At 55.2% G+C, this 14,878-nt stretch carries 15 protein-coding genes; 5 read left to right on the top strand and 10 right to left on the bottom strand.

Annotated elements, in window-relative coordinates:
- Positions 1-20 precede the first annotated feature (20 nt).
- A complete protein-coding gene (gene rimO / locus MPQ_RS08350; RefSeq protein WP_013442477.1) occupies positions 21-1,346 on the bottom strand; it encodes a 30S ribosomal protein S12 methylthiotransferase RimO in 1,326 nt (441 codons plus the stop codon).
- Between the two features lie 60 nt (positions 1,347-1,406).
- Here rimO and MPQ_RS08355 point away from each other — a divergent pair, with 60 nt between their 5' ends.
- Positions 1,407-1,643 (top strand): hypothetical protein, encoded by a 237-nt coding sequence (locus MPQ_RS08355; protein ID WP_041362202.1) that lies wholly within the window; start codon positions 1,407-1,409, stop codon positions 1,641-1,643.
- Here MPQ_RS08355 and MPQ_RS08360 read toward each other — a convergent pair.
- Positions 1,587-2,381, bottom strand: a complete 795-nt coding sequence (locus MPQ_RS08360) for a ZIP family metal transporter (RefSeq protein WP_013442478.1) — start codon at positions 2,379-2,381, stop codon at positions 1,587-1,589. The genes MPQ_RS08355 and MPQ_RS08360 overlap by 57 nt on opposite strands.
- 131 nt (positions 2,382-2,512) lie before the next feature.
- Here MPQ_RS08360 and MPQ_RS08365 point away from each other — a divergent pair, with 131 nt between their 5' ends.
- The 3 genes from MPQ_RS08365 (at position 2,513) to MPQ_RS08375 (ending at position 5,857) form a co-directional block, all read left to right on the top strand.
- Positions 2,513-2,740, top strand: a complete 228-nt coding sequence (locus MPQ_RS08365) for a hypothetical protein (protein WP_013442479.1) — start codon at positions 2,513-2,515, stop codon at positions 2,738-2,740.
- A gap of 127 nt (positions 2,741-2,867) precedes the next feature.
- Entirely contained in the window at positions 2,868-3,548 is a 681-nt protein-coding gene (locus tag MPQ_RS08370; protein WP_013442480.1) for a PEP-CTERM sorting domain-containing protein, read from the top strand.
- Positions 3,549-3,760: 212 nt separating this feature from the next.
- Positions 3,761-5,857 carry a TonB-dependent receptor domain-containing protein gene (locus MPQ_RS08375; RefSeq protein WP_013442481.1) on the top strand — a complete coding sequence of 699 codons (2,097 nt, stop codon included), beginning with the start codon at positions 3,761-3,763 and terminating at the stop codon, positions 5,855-5,857.
- A 19-nt stretch (positions 5,858-5,876) separates the two neighbouring features.
- Here MPQ_RS08375 and pgeF read toward each other — a convergent pair whose 3' ends face one another.
- A complete protein-coding gene (gene pgeF, locus MPQ_RS08380; protein WP_013442482.1) occupies positions 5,877-6,617 on the bottom strand; it encodes a peptidoglycan editing factor PgeF in 741 nt (246 codons plus the stop codon).
- Complete coding sequence (gene rluD, locus MPQ_RS08385) at positions 6,604-7,668, bottom strand: 23S rRNA pseudouridine(1911/1915/1917) synthase RluD (RefSeq protein ID WP_013442483.1); 1,065 nt, start codon at positions 7,666-7,668, stop codon at positions 6,604-6,606. The genes pgeF and rluD overlap by 14 nt, the downstream gene beginning before the upstream one ends.
- 40 nt (positions 7,669-7,708) lie before the next feature.
- Between rluD and MPQ_RS08390 the strand changes: the two genes are divergently transcribed.
- Positions 7,709-8,515, top strand: a complete 807-nt coding sequence (locus MPQ_RS08390) for an outer membrane protein assembly factor BamD (protein ID WP_013442484.1) — start codon at positions 7,709-7,711, stop codon at positions 8,513-8,515.
- A 24-nt stretch (positions 8,516-8,539) separates the two neighbouring features.
- On the opposite strand, the gene der is transcribed toward MPQ_RS08390, so the two are convergent.
- The 6 genes from der to hisS are packed head-to-tail and all read right to left on the bottom strand — an operon-like array spanning position 8,540 to position 14,868.
- Positions 8,540-10,111, bottom strand: a complete 1,572-nt coding sequence (gene der, locus MPQ_RS08395) for a ribosome biogenesis GTPase Der (protein WP_013442485.1) — start codon at positions 10,109-10,111, stop codon at positions 8,540-8,542.
- A 3-nt stretch (positions 10,112-10,114) separates the two neighbouring features.
- Positions 10,115-11,281 (bottom strand): outer membrane protein assembly factor BamB, encoded by a 1,167-nt coding sequence (bamB, locus tag MPQ_RS08400; protein ID WP_013442486.1) that lies wholly within the window; start codon positions 11,279-11,281, stop codon positions 10,115-10,117.
- Between the two features lie 3 nt (positions 11,282-11,284).
- Complete coding sequence (locus MPQ_RS08405; protein ID WP_013442487.1) at positions 11,285-11,911, bottom strand: tetratricopeptide repeat protein; 627 nt, start codon at positions 11,909-11,911, stop codon at positions 11,285-11,287.
- Positions 11,912-11,955: 44 nt separating this feature from the next.
- Positions 11,956-12,774: an ATP-binding cassette domain-containing protein gene (locus MPQ_RS13720; protein WP_013442488.1), complete on the bottom strand. Its 819-nt coding sequence runs from the start codon at positions 12,772-12,774 to the stop codon at positions 11,956-11,958.
- Complete coding sequence (locus MPQ_RS13725; protein WP_013442489.1) at positions 12,771-13,607, bottom strand: ABC transporter ATP-binding protein; 837 nt, start codon at positions 13,605-13,607, stop codon at positions 12,771-12,773. The genes MPQ_RS13720 and MPQ_RS13725 overlap by 4 nt, the downstream gene beginning before the upstream one ends.
- Positions 13,608-13,611: 4 nt before the next feature.
- Entirely contained in the window at positions 13,612-14,868 is a 1,257-nt protein-coding gene (gene hisS, locus MPQ_RS08420; RefSeq protein WP_013442490.1) for a histidine--tRNA ligase, read from the bottom strand.
- Between the last annotated feature and the right edge of the window lie 10 nt (positions 14,869-14,878).

Raw genomic sequence — 14,878 nt, forward strand, 5'->3', positions numbered from 1 at the left:
GATCAAGAATTACCTGTTCCTCAAATCGAGCCCGGTGGACCGCCCCAGAGATCGTGTCCATCGGCATCGGTGATTTGCACCTCCACCAGATCGCCAGGATTCAAGCCTTCCGCATCGGCCAGATACACCACACCATCGATTTCGGGCGCATCGGACATGGTACGCGCAATCGCCTCATCACCATTGACTTCGTCCACCAGCACGGTTTCCAGGCGCCCAACCCGACGTTGTAATTTCTCTGCGCTGATCGCTTCCTGCACTTCCATGAAACGCGCCAGACGTTCCTGCTTCAGCTCTTCAGGCACCGCATCTGGCAAAGCATTTGCGGCAGCGCCATCAACAGCGGAATAGGCAAAACAGCCAACACGGTCCAGCTCTGCTTCCTGCAGGAAATCCAGCAGCATCTGGAAGTCTTCTTCAGTCTCGCCAGGAAAGCCGGTAATAAAGGTGCTGCGAATAGTGATATCCGGGCAGATGTCACGCCAAGCCTTGATACGCGCGAGGTTGTTTTCGCTGCTTGCCGGACGTTTCATTGCCTTGAGGATGCGTGGACTGGCATGCTGGAACGGCACATCCAGATAAGGCAGGATCAAGCCATCGGCCATCAGCGGGATAATTTCATCGACATGCGGATAAGGGTAGACATAATGCATGCGCACCCATACGCCAAGATCACCCAGACCACGTGCCAACTCGGTCATGCGTGTCTTGATCGGGCGACCATTCCAGAAGCCGGTACGGTATTTGACATCCACGCCATACGCGCTGGTGTCTTGCGAAATCACCAGCAGTTCGGAAACACCGGCATTGACCAGATTTTCCGCTTCCTGCATCACCTCCCCTATCGGGCGGCTCACCAGATCGCCACGCATGGAAGGGATAATGCAGAAGCTGCAGCGGTGGTTGCAGCCTTCCGAGATCTTCAGGTAAGCGTAATGCTTGGGCGTCAAGCGCACGCCTTGTGGCGGCACCAGATCGGTATAGGGATCATGCGGCTTGGGCAGATTGGCATGCACAGCGGTCATCACTTCTTCCAGCGCATGCGGCCCGGTGACGGCAAGCACGCTGGGATGCGCGTTTTGCACCACATCCGCCTTCGCCCCGAGGCAGCCAGTCACAATGACTTTGCCGTTTTCTGCCAGCGCCTCGCCAATCGCATCGAGTGATTCTTGCACTGCGCTATCAATAAAGCCGCAGGTATTGACGACCACCAGGTCTGAATCCTGATAGGAGCCAGAAATGCTGTAGCCCTCAGCGCGCAGTTGTGTGAGAATGCGCTCAGAATCCGAAGATGCCTTGGGGCAGCCCAGGGAAACAAAGCCTACTTTTGGAATGGATTGGTTCATACGTATATTCTCAATTAAAATCTGGGCACTCATATCACCTGAGTTTTTGAAAAAGCCCTTATGTATATTGTTGCCATCGCCTGGCTGTACGTTACTGTACTGATGGCAGCCACCGAACCCAGCCTGGTGGCTGGCATCCTGACCTTTATGTTTTATGGCTTGCTGCCATGCGCGCTACTGCTGTGGCTGTTTGGTACGCCGCAACGCAGGCGCCGCAAACTGGCACAGGAAAAAGCCGCCCTACTCCAGGAAAAACTTGGTCAGCCAGATAGAGGCAATGCCAAGCATGATCAATAGCACCTGCTGAACCGTCGCCTTGAGCTCGGTGCGCTTGTGCAGACCGGGGATCAAGTCGGCCACCGCAACATAAATCATGCTGGCAGCCGCCAAGCCCAGAATATAGGGAATCCAGCTTTGTACTGTTTGCAAGGCAAAATAGGCGAGCAAACCGCCACCCAATGTTGCCAGGCTGGAAAGCAGATTCAGCAGAATGGCCTGACGCTTGGTATATCCCGAATGCAACAGAATCAGGAAATCCCCTACTTCCTGCGGAATCTCATGGGCGATAATCGCCAGGGCCGTCACCATGCCGAGCTTCATGTCCACCATAAACGCCGCGGCAATCAATATGCCATCCACAAAATTGTGGAAGGTATCGCCGACCATGATCATCATGCCGCTACGGCCATGATCATGCCCGTGGTCGTGGCCATGCGAGGATGACACCGCCTCATGACCGCTGTGCGCCTCGCATTCATTGCCATGGCAATGCCGCCACAACACCAGCTTTTCCAGTATGAAAAACAACAGGATGCCAAACAGCACCGTCATTGCCATCGCCTCCACACTGGAAGCTTCATTCAAAGCGTGCGGCAATATTTCAAGAAAGGCGGCGCCCAGCAGTGCACCAATAGCATAGCTGACCAGCATGGGAATCCAGGCTGGACGGGCTTTTAAAACAAAAAGTGCTGCACACAGAATACTGAGTACGCCACCGGCCAGGTTGGTAAAAATGATGGCTGATAATGTCGACATAGCTGCGCATTATACGGGATAACCCCGATGCTCACGATGCGGAAATGGGACAAAGCTCATCGGAGGCTTGATCTTTCAAATGATAATCATTATCATTATGAAAAATTACGATAACCGGGAAGCACTGCACGATGTCCACTACTCCATCCTCCGCAAAAAAATGTCTGCTGTCACTCTTCGATGAGCTGATCGGGCACGATGGCTTTGGCAATCTTAAAGTGGAAATGCGCATCCTGCGCCGGGGCCAGAAAGAAGTCATCATCGACTGCGGCAAGCAATATCGCTTTGTGGTGGACTTTCAACCCACAGGCATGGCAGCAGCCCAACCATCTGAAAGTGCAACGCTGCTGGAATCCTGATTTACCCCGGCCAAGGCCGGTTGTTGTATCCATCCGACGGTGTGGGACCGTGGATTTGTAATGTTGAGCCAATCGCCTAACAGCGCCTTCGAGAGGAAGGGTCAACGGCATATTCACGAGGACTATCATGACGTTATCTACAAAACTATCCGCACTTACTCTGGTGCTCGGCGCTGCGTTCAGCGGCTCCGCCTTCGCTACTACCAATGTCTGGGATTCTGCCGCACCATGGGGCAGCGCAACCCTGACCGATTTTGCAGCATGGGACAACTTTGGCGGTACAACCGACAACTCCGCTGACTATGGTTCTGGCGGCACGGTCAAAGAAACCAGCGGCACTTCCTTCGTCACCAGTGGCGGCAATATCTACAGCTTTGGAAGCGCTACCAGCTTCGTTTCCACCCTGGTCAGCAGCGCAACATCCGGCTTTTTTGATGTGTATCTGCGTATAGGCACCCTGGGTACACTGGCCAATACCACAGCGACACTGAATGGCGTTGCCGCCACCTCCACCCTGGCATTTCATGAAGACCAAGGCACCGTCATGGGCGGCGCTACGGCAGAACAAGAGCAATACTGGTTGTGGAGCAACGTAGCAGCTTCTTCGCTGTATACCTTTGCCTTCAACTCAACCACTTCCAGCATGAGCCTGGATCAACTGGCACTAGCCACCGTTGCTCGTCCATCTGCGCCGATTGCCACCTCGCCCGTTCCTGAGCCTGAAACCTACGGCATGATGGCGGCAGGCTTGGGCTTGATCGGCTTCATGGGTCGACGTCGCAGTAAAAACCGCTACAACCTGGCATAAGCCTGCGCCCCGGCCAAACTCCTGGTCGGGGCTTTTCAGTCCTGATCCGAGCTCCTCTCATGCAAATTCCGCCTGCCGGAATCCGTCTGCTTGATGTACGACGGCTAATGATTATTGTCCTTGTCGCACTTAACGCGCTATCTGCCCCTGCTCACGCTGAACTTTTGAATACCGAAAACACGACAGCAGATACTACGGTTAATAGCAAGACAATGGCCGTCCCTGTTCCTGAGCAAACCTTGCCTGAAGTCAGCGTAAGTGCCCGTAAGCTTGAAGATGAGCGCATCGACACAACACGCGCCATTACGACCATCACCACCGAAGATCTCGAACGCCTGCAACCTGCCACCCTGTTCGATGTCATACGCGATGTACCCAGTGTGGCGATCAATGGCGGGCCACGCCCTAGCGGGATGTCATTCAACATCCGCGGCTATGCCGACAATGAAGATGTGGCCGTAAAGGTGGATGGCATTCCCAAGGGATTTGAGAAATACCGCATGGGCGGTACTTTTCTGGAACCTGAACTGCTAAAAAGCGTAGAAGTACAGCGCGGGCCGCAAATTACCAGTGGCTCAGGTTCACTGGGCGGCACCATCATTGCCACCACCAAAGATGCCGCCGACCTGCTGCAACCCGGCCAACGCTATGGTGCACGCGCCAAATTCGGCTATGCCAATAATAACGACGAATATTCACGCTCCTACATGGTGTATGGACGGCCAGATGACCGGATTGATATTCTCTTCAACTACTCCAATCGCCAGTCCAATGACATCATGCAGCCAGGGGGCGTCAGGCTGGAAAGCTCTGCGATCAGCTCGATCTCCAAACTGCTGAAAGTCAGTGTATTCCCTAGCGAAAGCGTGCAATTGACCACCTCCGTGGTCAGCTTTGAAGACAGCGGCCTGCAACCCTATGATGCCACTGGCGGTCAGCCAGGCACTTTCGGCAATGTCATCCGCAGCATTGAAGATCTGACCTGGTCAGAAACCCTGCAATACCGACCTGATAACCGCTGGGTGGATTTCAAGGCGATATTTGGCAAAGGCTATACGGACCTGCATGATTTGATCCGTTCCGGCATGTCGAGTATCAACCCGCTCTGCACTCCTATTCTTTGCCGCGGCAACCTGAATGACTACTACGGTTACGAGACAACCAATCTCGATATCAGCAACCGTTCACGCATGATTGAAAACAAGGATTGGAGTCTGGAACTGTTGCTGGGCCTGCAGTACAACAAAAACGAGCGTGAAGTGAGTCGCTATTACGACAATACGGCTTACAGCCAAAGCTTTTACCCCAATGGCTTCAATGCCTCGGCACCACCGGGTACCAAATCCTACGTTGCCTATTATTTGCAACCCAAGCTGACCCTGGGAAGCTTGAGCATCATGCCCGGGTTCCGCAAGGATTTTTACCAAGTCGAGGCCGCGGGCGGCACCTTGGCTTTGCTTGAGCAGTACGATCAGGCATCCACTATTAAATTTCGCCAGGAAAGCTACAGTCTGGGTCTGGCCTATGCCTTGTTACCTCAGGCATCGAATCAGCAACTCACCCTCTACAGCAATTATGGACAAGGGTTTCGTCCGCCATTGGTGGATGAATATTTCACGCAAGGCGTATTCAGCCGTTGCCTGAGGGCATTCACCTCCAATGGCCCGGCCTCGCAGATTTGTGGCGATCTTTATCGCCCTCAGACCTCGGAATCCACTGAAGCAGGCATCAGTTACCAGACACCAAGATTATTCGGTAGCAATATCCAGCTCACGTCCAAGCTCAATTTTTTCCATATACGCACCAGCCATCTGCTGACGTCTTTACGGCAAAACGAGGCCGGGGAGATTGTTCAGGATGGCTGGGAACGTCGCAATGGCGTTGAGTTTGAAAGCACGATGTCGGCGGGCAAACTGTATGGCCGCGTATCGTATTCCCGAATCAGTGGCGCCCTATTTGATGGTAAAGAATATGTCCCTCTGTATACCGTACCGGGGAATGCTTTAAATATAACGTTAGGGGCAAACCTGCACGCCAGGGTGGACGCCAATATCAGCTATCGTCGGGTTGCCCAGCGCACCGTGGTTACAGCAGGTGGGGGCTCCATTCCTCTGGAGTTTGGCACGCAAGATGGTTACGAAGTGTTTAATGCCGGTATACATTGGGCCCCGACATCCCACATGGGGTTTCGCCTGATCGGCGAGAATCTGGCTAACAAAGAGTACCGGCTGGATGGCGCCTTTGGTGGAACCATCGGCAATGTCGCACCGGGTCGAAATATCCGGATTGTCGCGGAGTTTACCTACTAGACTTTCCCGACTCTGGCGACTATCGGCCCAGCCAGATCATGCTAGCCATGCGGCCGCATGCGCCATCACGGCGATAGGAGAAAAAACGGCTGGCATCATGGAACGTGCAATATTCGCCGCCATAGACTCGCGTCACTCCTAGCGCAGCAAGGCGTTGCCGGGCCAGCAGATAAATATCCGCCAGCCATTTGCCATTCTCCGTGGCTGCAAACGCTGCCGCCGCCTGGGCATCGTGGTTTACAAATATCTGATAGACATCATCCCCTACTTCAAAAGCGTCACGGCCAATCGCGGGGCCCAGCCATGCCAGCAGATTAGCCGCGGGCACATGCATGGCTTCGACCGTACGCTCAATGACACCCTGACTGAGTCCACGCCAGCCCGCATGCGCGGCAGCCACCACCGTTCCGGCTTGATCGCACAAGAGCACGGGCAGGCAATCAGCGGTCATGACGGTGCATACGGTATCCACATGCCGCGCCACCGCAGCATCGGCCTGTGGCACGCAAGAAGCCAAGGCTGCATCCTGCACGCTGGTGCCATGCACCTGCTCCATCCAAACCGGCTCGGATGGCAGCATATCACTCAGTCGCTGCCGGTTTGCCGCCACATGCAGGGGATTATCCCCGACATGCGTTCCCAGGTTGAGACTGTCATATGGCGCCTGACTCACGCCGCCCAGACGCGTGGTTTGCGCCACATGCACATTGGGCGGTGCAGGCCAATCCGGCACAATCAGGCATGCATCAGTCAATTTCATCATCGTCGTCCAGCAATTCATCCTCGGGATACGCGTCGTCCAGATCATCGTCATCCATATCACCTTCAAACTCGAATGGAAGATCGACTTCGTCCACAGGCACCAGACGCATGGCTTCCAGCAGAGACTTCATATCGGCAGGCAATTCCACCTGCCACTCCATGAATTCGCCACTGGCGGGGTGAATCAGACCCAGTTTGACCGCATGCAAAGCCTGACGGCCAAAGTTGAGCACGGTATCGCGCAAATGCTGCGGCATCATGCGCAGAGGCACGATGCCGCCCAAACCATAGACGGGGTCTCCCACCAATGGCGCCTTCAAATGCTGCATGTGAACGCGAATCTGGTGGGTACGGCCGGTTTCCAGGTTACAGCGCAGATAGGTGTGAACCGCAAAACGCTCCAGCACTTCATAGCGGGTTACCGCAGGCTTGCCATTGCGGTTGATCGCCATTTTGGTTCTGGCATGGGGGTGGCGGCCTATCGGCTGGTCGATGCGTCCGTTTTGCCACACCTGCCCCCAGACAATGGCACGGTATTCGCGCTTGACGGTACGTGCCTGCAACTGCCGCACCAGGCTGGTCTGCGCGGTAAGTGTCTTGGCCACGACCAGCAAGCCGCTGGTATCTTTATCGAGCCGGTGCACAATCCCCGCCCGTGGCAGGTCTTTTACCACCGGCGCATGATGCAGCAAGGCGTTCAGCAACGTACCGCTCCAGTTACCCGCCGCCGGGTGCACCACCAGGCCCGCAGGTTTGTTGATGACCAGAATATGCTCATCTTCATACTGCACATCCAGCGGAATATCCTCGGCCTCAAACGCATGTTCGTCGGGCGAGGGCTGCACTTGCACCTGCAGGCGCTCACCGCCCCAGACTTTGGTCTTGGCCGTCACGGCCTGCGCAGGCTCCAGCGTGACCAGGCCGTCCTTGATCCATTGCTGCAAACGCGAGCGCGAATGCTCAGGCAACAGCTTTTGCAGTGCCTGATCCAGTCGCAAGCCGCCAAGGTCTTGTGGAATAATGAGAGTGATAGGAGTGGTTTGGGTCATCGGTTATAATCTACAAGACTTTTAATCTGGATATTTTTAAATGAAGCATAGTTTAGCGTTTATTGCGGTACTCTGGCTGTCTGGTTGCGCGATCTTCGGCGCACCAACTGAGTTAGACGAGACCAAAGGCTGGTCGGCGCAACGCATTTACACCGAAGCCGACGAAAAGATGCGCTCACGCGATTACGAAAAAGCCATCAAATATTTTGAAACGCTGGAATCTCGCTACCCGCATGGCCGCTTTGCTACTCAGGCTCAAATGGACAAGATCTACGCCTACTACAAGCGCAACGATCCGATTTCCACCATTGCTGCCGCTGATCGCTTCATCAAGCTGCATCCAGATCACCCCAACATCGACTACGCTTACTACATGAAGGGTCTGGCCACCTTTAACGAGCGCGGCGTGATTGAAAAGCTCACCAAGCAACAGATCAGTGACCGCGACCCCAAGTCATTGCGCGAATCCTTCCTGGCACTCAAGGAACTGGTCACCCGCTACCCCAACAGCCGCTACGTCAAGGATGCCACCCTGCGCATGACCTATCTGGTGGACATGCTGGCCAACAGTGAACTGCATGTGGCGCGCTACTATATGAAGCGTCAGGCCTATCTGGCTTCAGTCAATCGCTGCAAGTTCGTACTGGAAACCTACCCTGACTCTCCTTCTGTGGAAGAAGCCCTGGTCATCATGATCAGCGCCTACGACCTGATGGGCATGGATGATCTGAAGCAGGACACCCTGCGCGTGCTGCAAACCAACTATCCGGACAGCAAAATGCTGAAAAAGGGTGTTCCAGAAGAACGTGTATGGTGGAAATTCTGGGAAGGGCTCTACGCTTCTTGATACAACGTTAAGACAGCGCCGGCATTACTTCTTGCTGGCGCGCCCTTTACTCGCTGCAGGCGCCTTTTTGGCGCCTGTTGCATTTCTGGGTTTGGCCGGCGCCTTGGGCTTGATCGGGGCTTTAGGTTTCACACCGGCATTGAGCTTGGTACCTGCGGGCTGCGCCAAGGCTTCCTTTTCAGCCCGGCTCTTGGCATTGAGCTCAGCGCGCTGAGCCGTTTTGCGACGGCGCATGCTGACGATACCCTCGCCCGCCTTGCGCTTGTCTTCTGGCTCGGCAAACGGATTGGCACCTTGGTTGAATTGCACGCGCAATGGCGTACCGGTCAGTTGGAACGCCTTGCGGAACACACCTTCAAGATAACGCTTGTAGCTATCCTTCACGCCATCCACGTGGTTACCGTGAATCACCACAATCGGCGGATTGCTACCGCCCTGGTGGGCATAACGCAGCTTGGGGCGTATGCCTTTGCTGATAGGTGGCTGATGCTGAATGATGGCATCTTCCAGCACGCGGGTCAGTTGCGGTGTGGAAAGCTTGGCCATGGCCGCCTTGTAGGCGCCATCGACCGAAGTAAATAACTCCGGCAGCCCCTTCTTGCGCAAAGCGGAAATGTAATGGAATTTGGCAAAATCCAGGAACTGCAGCTTGCGGTCGATTTCGCGTTTGATCCAGTCGCGCTCATCCTCTTTCAGGCCATCCCATTTGTTGATGGCAACCACCAGCGCGCGACCGGCCTCAAGAATATACGCCGCCACATGGGCATCCTGCTCGGTAATTCCTTCCTGGGCATCCACCACTAGAATCGCCACATTGGCTTCTTCAATCGCCTGTATGGTTTTGATGACCGAGAATTTTTCGATTGCCTCAAATACCTTGCCGCGCTTGCGCACACCAGCGGTATCGATAATCGTGTAATGCTTGCCGTTGCGCTCGAGATCAATATGGATGGAATCGCGCGTAGTACCCGGCTGGTCAAACGCGATCACGCGCTCCTGCCCCAGCAAGGCATTGACCAGCGTGGATTTGCCCACATTCGGCCGACCGACAATCGCCACCTTGGGCGTGCGGCTGCCATCGTTTTCTTCTTCAGGTTCTGGCTCGGGAAAATCCGCCAGCGCCAGTTCCACCAGGTCACGCACCCCTTCGCCATGAGCAGAAGAGATAGACAGTGGATCACCCAGGCCCAGCTCGTGGAACTCTGCACTGACAATGGCGCGTTGCATGCCTTCGGTTTTGTTAACCGCAAGCAGCACCGGGCGCTGACTTTTGCGCAGACGGTCGGCGATCACCTTATCCTGCGGTGCCAGGCCATTACGGCCATCCACCATGAAGATCACGACATCGGCTTCATCAATCGCCAGCAAGGTTTGCTTGGCCATTTCTTTCAGAATACCGCTATCCACGAGCGGCTCAAAACCGCCGGTATCCACCACCAGAAATGGCTTGTCGCCACCGATGCCACGTCCATAGTGGCGATCGCGGGTCAGGCCGGGCAGGTCGGCCACCAGCGCATCCCGGCTCTTGGTCAGCCGGTTAAAAAGCGTGGATTTGCCGACATTGGGACGGCCGACCAGTACGATGGTGGGTAGCATGGATTATTTCAGTGAGATTGCGTAAAGCCCACCCTTGCGGGTTTGGACCAGAATACCGTTGGTGCCCAGCGCCAGCATTTGTGGCATGACGGGGCTATCTTCGGTGCGGATACGGCCTTCAAAAGCGCCATCTTCCCGCCCGAGGAAATGCACATAGCCTTGAACATCGCCCACCGCCACCACGCCGCCCATGGGCAACGGTGCGCTGAGCTGACGATTTTTGAGGTCGCCCTGACGCCAGAACGTCTTGCCGCTGGAATATTCCAGCGCGTAGACCGAGCCGGTCGCATGGGAAACATACACGCGCGCATCTTCAGAATTGAGACCGGTATAGCTGGAAATATCGCGACCCCAGCTCACACGGCCAGTCGCACGGTCAACTGCGGCGATCTTGCCCTGGTATGCCACTGCATAGACCAAAGGACCATCCACCACCGGCAGGCTAGTAATGTCTGCGATACGCTCGATTTCTGTTGTACCCTTGGGTTGGGCAACAGAGGCCTCCCAGATGACCTTGCCATCTTCCACGCGCAGGGCAATCAGCTTGCCACCGGCAAAGCCAGCATAAGCCGCGCCACCATCCACGGCAACGCCCGCGCTGCTGCGCAGGCTCAATGCCGGGGTAGCGCGCTCATATACCCACTTACGAGCACCATCTACCGCGTTAAGACCGAAAATACGGCTATCGCCGCAACGGACGACGACCACACCATTATTGACTTGGGGAGCGCTCAGCACTTCGCTGCTCACCTTGGATTTCCATAGCATTTTGCCTGCCTGATCATAGGCGACAACATAGCCAGAGGCCGTACCAACCAGTACCAGATCAGCGCCTACGCCAACACCACCGGATAAGCGCTGACCAGCGTTAACCTTCCATACCTGGGTACCCTTGATGGCATCAAATTTGAAGATATCGCCAGCCGCATTGGCGGCAAATACCTGACCGTTGATCGAGGCCGGGGTGAAGTCGTAATCATCGGCAGCGCCAAGACTGGCACGCCACATGATTTTTGGCGTCATGCTGGCTTTGAAATCCACCAGTTCAGCAGGTGGGTCACTCAACTCGCGACCAAACATGCGCTCCGAAATATCGGTCTTCATGTCAGTGATGGTGGAGCAACCGCTGATCGCCAGTGCAATCAGCACGGCTAATGAAATCTGACGCAAGGTTTAGCTCCCCAAGGATTCCAGTTTATGCTCAGTAAAGCGGCGATAGCGGCCTTGCTCGTCCAGTTTGAGCAATGCTTCTTCATAGGCCTGCTTGGCTTCGGCCTTTTTGCCTTGTGCCAGCAGAATGTCACCCTTGAGATCGGCAAACAAACCATCGAACGCGGCATCGTGTTTTTGTGCCAGCGTCTTCAACGCAGCTTCATGGTCTTTTTCTTCAAACTGGATACCTGCCAGTTGCAGCATGGCCACGGCCGCCACCTGGTCTTCCTTGGCATGCTCGGCTGCCCAAGCCAGTTGACGCTTGGCACTCGCCAGGTCTTTACTGGTATAGCTCACCTTGGCCGCCGCAATCGCGGCACGTGCGGCATAAGGCGTCGTGGAAAAGTTATCCATGAGTTCACCGGCCGCGGCCTGAATCGCCTGGGTATCCTTGATATCTAGTTGGGTCATGGCCTGATACTTGGCGGAAGCCTTGATCGCCTGCTGATTAAGGTAATAATTCCAGCCCTTGTAGCCTGCCAGACCGATCACGACTGCAATCAGCAGTGCCTGAACATATTTACCGTTGGTTTTCCACCAGCTTTTCAGCGCGTCCAACTGTTCTTGTTCTTCCAAATCGTATGCCATTACGCCATCCTAAAATTCAAGGTTAATTATCAACTTGCACCTGATTAGCCTGCCGCGGCCAAACCCGCCAACGGCCGACGCCCTGGAATCGCATTTAGCAGATTCCGGGTATATTCCTGCTGGGGCGAATGATACAGGGAGTCCACATCCCCCTGCTCCACCACTCTCCCCTTGTACATGACCGCTACCTGATCCGCAATATGACGTACCACACGCAAATCATGTGTGATGAAAAGGTAGCTCAGCTGCATTTCCTGCTGCAGTTCGCGCAAGAGCAGCAATATCTGCGCTTGAATGGAAACATCCAGCGCCGAAACCGGTTCATCGCAGACCACCACCTTGGGCTCAAGCACCAAAGCACGGGCGATACCTATACGCTGACGCTGGCCACCGGAAAACTCATGCGGGTATTTCTGCAAATCAGCCTCGCTCAGGCCCACCCGCTTCACCATCTGTACGACCTTGCGTTGCCGCTCGGATGCAGTGCCAAGATCATGAATCAGCAAGCCTTCAGCAATAATTTCACCGACGCGCATGCGCGGATTCAACGAGGCAAACGGATCCTGAAACACCATTTGCAGATCGCGGCGTATCGCGCGCAAGTCCTTGCCGGACAATTTGGCGAGGTCATGGCCTTGAAATTGCACTTCGCCACTATCCAGGGGCAGCAATTGTAACAGACAACGGGCCAGGGTGGACTTGCCACTACCCGACTCGCCAACGACAGCCAGCGTTTCACCGGCATTCAGCTGTATGCTGACATCATCCAGCGCCTTTACCTTTTGCTGACCCAGGCCAAACAATCCGCCACGCTGGGGATATGTCTTGACCAGATGACGGGCTACCAGAATCGGTTCACTCATGGGTGGGCTCCATTTGTTAGCCAGGCATAATCAATCGGCTTTAACGGCTTTTTACCATCGGCATCGGGCACACAATCCAGCAAGGCCTTGGTATAAGGATGCTGCGGATTGCCGAGCACCTCCGCCACCGGGCCGGACTCGACAATCTCGCCACGGAACATGACCACCACATCGTCAGCAATATCCGCCACCACGCCAAAATCATGGGTAATAAACAGCATGCCCATGTTCATGCGGGTCTTGAGTTCGTCCAGCAATTTGAGAATCTGTGCTTGCACGGTCACATCCAGCGCGGTCGTCGGTTCATCGGCAATCAGCATCGCTGGCTCGCAGGCAATACTCATGGCAATCATCACACGCTGGCGTTGTCCACCAGAAAGCTCATCGGGATAACTGTCTGCACGCTCTGCCGGTATGCCGACCTGCTCAAGCAGGCTGCCTACCTTTGCCCGCAAGGCTTTTCCACGCAGGCCAAGATGTTCGGTCAGGCTCTCGCCTATCTGGTAGCCCACCTTCAGCACAGGATTCAGCGAGGTCATCGGCTCCTGAAAAATCATGCCAATTTGCTTGCCGCGTATGCCGCGCATTTCTTCGGAACTCAGGGAGGCGAGATCACGCCCCTGAAAAATGACACGGCCATGGATTCGCTGCAGTTGCTCGGACAGAAGCCCCATCACCGACAGCGCTGTGAGGCTTTTGCCGCTGCCCGACTCGCCCACCACGCAAGTGGTTTTGCCTGACTCCAGCACAAAAGATACCTGATTAACCAGCTTGCGCTGGGGCGATTTAACCGGGACAACCGTCAGTTCTTCCATGCGCAGCAAGGCAGTCATGGGCTCACTCCTTCAAATGTTGTATCGCCTGTAGCAAATCGAGTCGTTGTTGCTCGCCCCCACCCAGCATGGGTTTGAGGGTGATCTGGCCTGCCTGGGCTTCTTCATCGCCAAGGATCAATGCGAAACGCGCACCACTGCGGTCGGCTTTTTTCATTTGCGACTTGAAGCTACCGCCGCCAGTGTGCAAGGCCACGGAAATACCAGCGTCACGCAATTGTTCAGCTACCTGAGGTGCCAGCCGCTCGGCTTGCTCACCCAGGTTAACCAGATACCCGTCCAAGCCCTGAGTGGCCTCGATACCATATTCCTGCATCAGCAAGAACACACGCTCCAGGCCAATGCCAAAGCCGCACGCCGGCGTAGCATCGCCACCCAGGCGCTCGACCAGGGTGTCGTAGCGGCCGCCACCGGCAATAGTGCCCTGGCTGCCGAGACGGGTTGTCACCCACTCAAACACGGTACGGTTGTAATAATCCAGACCACGCACCAGACGCGTATTCAGCACAAAAGGAATATTCGCTGCCTTTAACAGGGCACATACCGCATCAAAGTGAGCCCGGCTTTCACCACCCAGGGTATCCAGCAAGCGCGGAGCGCCTTCTATCATGGCTTGCATGCGGGGATTCTTGCTATCCAGAATACGCAAGGGATTGGTATGCAGGCGACGCTTGGCATCCTCATCCAGCAGGTCGGCGTGCTGCTCAAAATAAGCGATAAGTACCTGACGGTATTCCGCCCGCTCGGCGGCATCGCCTATGGTGTTCAGTTGCAGCTCAACGTCAGTCAAGCCCAGTGCGCGCCACAAGCGGGCCAGCAGCATGATCTGCTCGGCATCGACTTCGGGCTGGGCATAACCGAATGCTTCCACGCCTATCTGATGAAACTGGCGCTGGCGGCCTTTTTGTACATTTTCATGACGGAACATCGGGCCCATATACCACAAGCGCTGCGGACCATTGTAGGTCAGGCTGTGCTCTACCACAGCCCGCACGCAGCCTGCCGTGCCTTCTGGCCGCAGGGTCAGCTTGTCACCATTCAGCGCATCAACCCAGGAATACATCTCTTTTTCCACAATATCGGTATGCTCGCCCACGCTGCGAATGAACAGATCGGTAGGCTCGACAATCGGCATGCGTATATTGCGATAGCCATATTGCCCAAGCACTTGCCGGGCGGTGTCTTCCAGCTTTTGCCAGAGCGCAGTTTGCTCAGGCAAGATGTCGTAAAAACCTTTGATGCTTTGAAATTTATCAGCCATGTTATTAATT

Origin of the sequence: Methylovorus sp. MP688 (genome assembly GCF_000183115.1) — a bacterium.
In the GTDB taxonomy this organism is placed as follows: Bacteria; Pseudomonadota; Gammaproteobacteria; order Burkholderiales; family Methylophilaceae; genus Methylovorus; species Methylovorus glucosotrophus.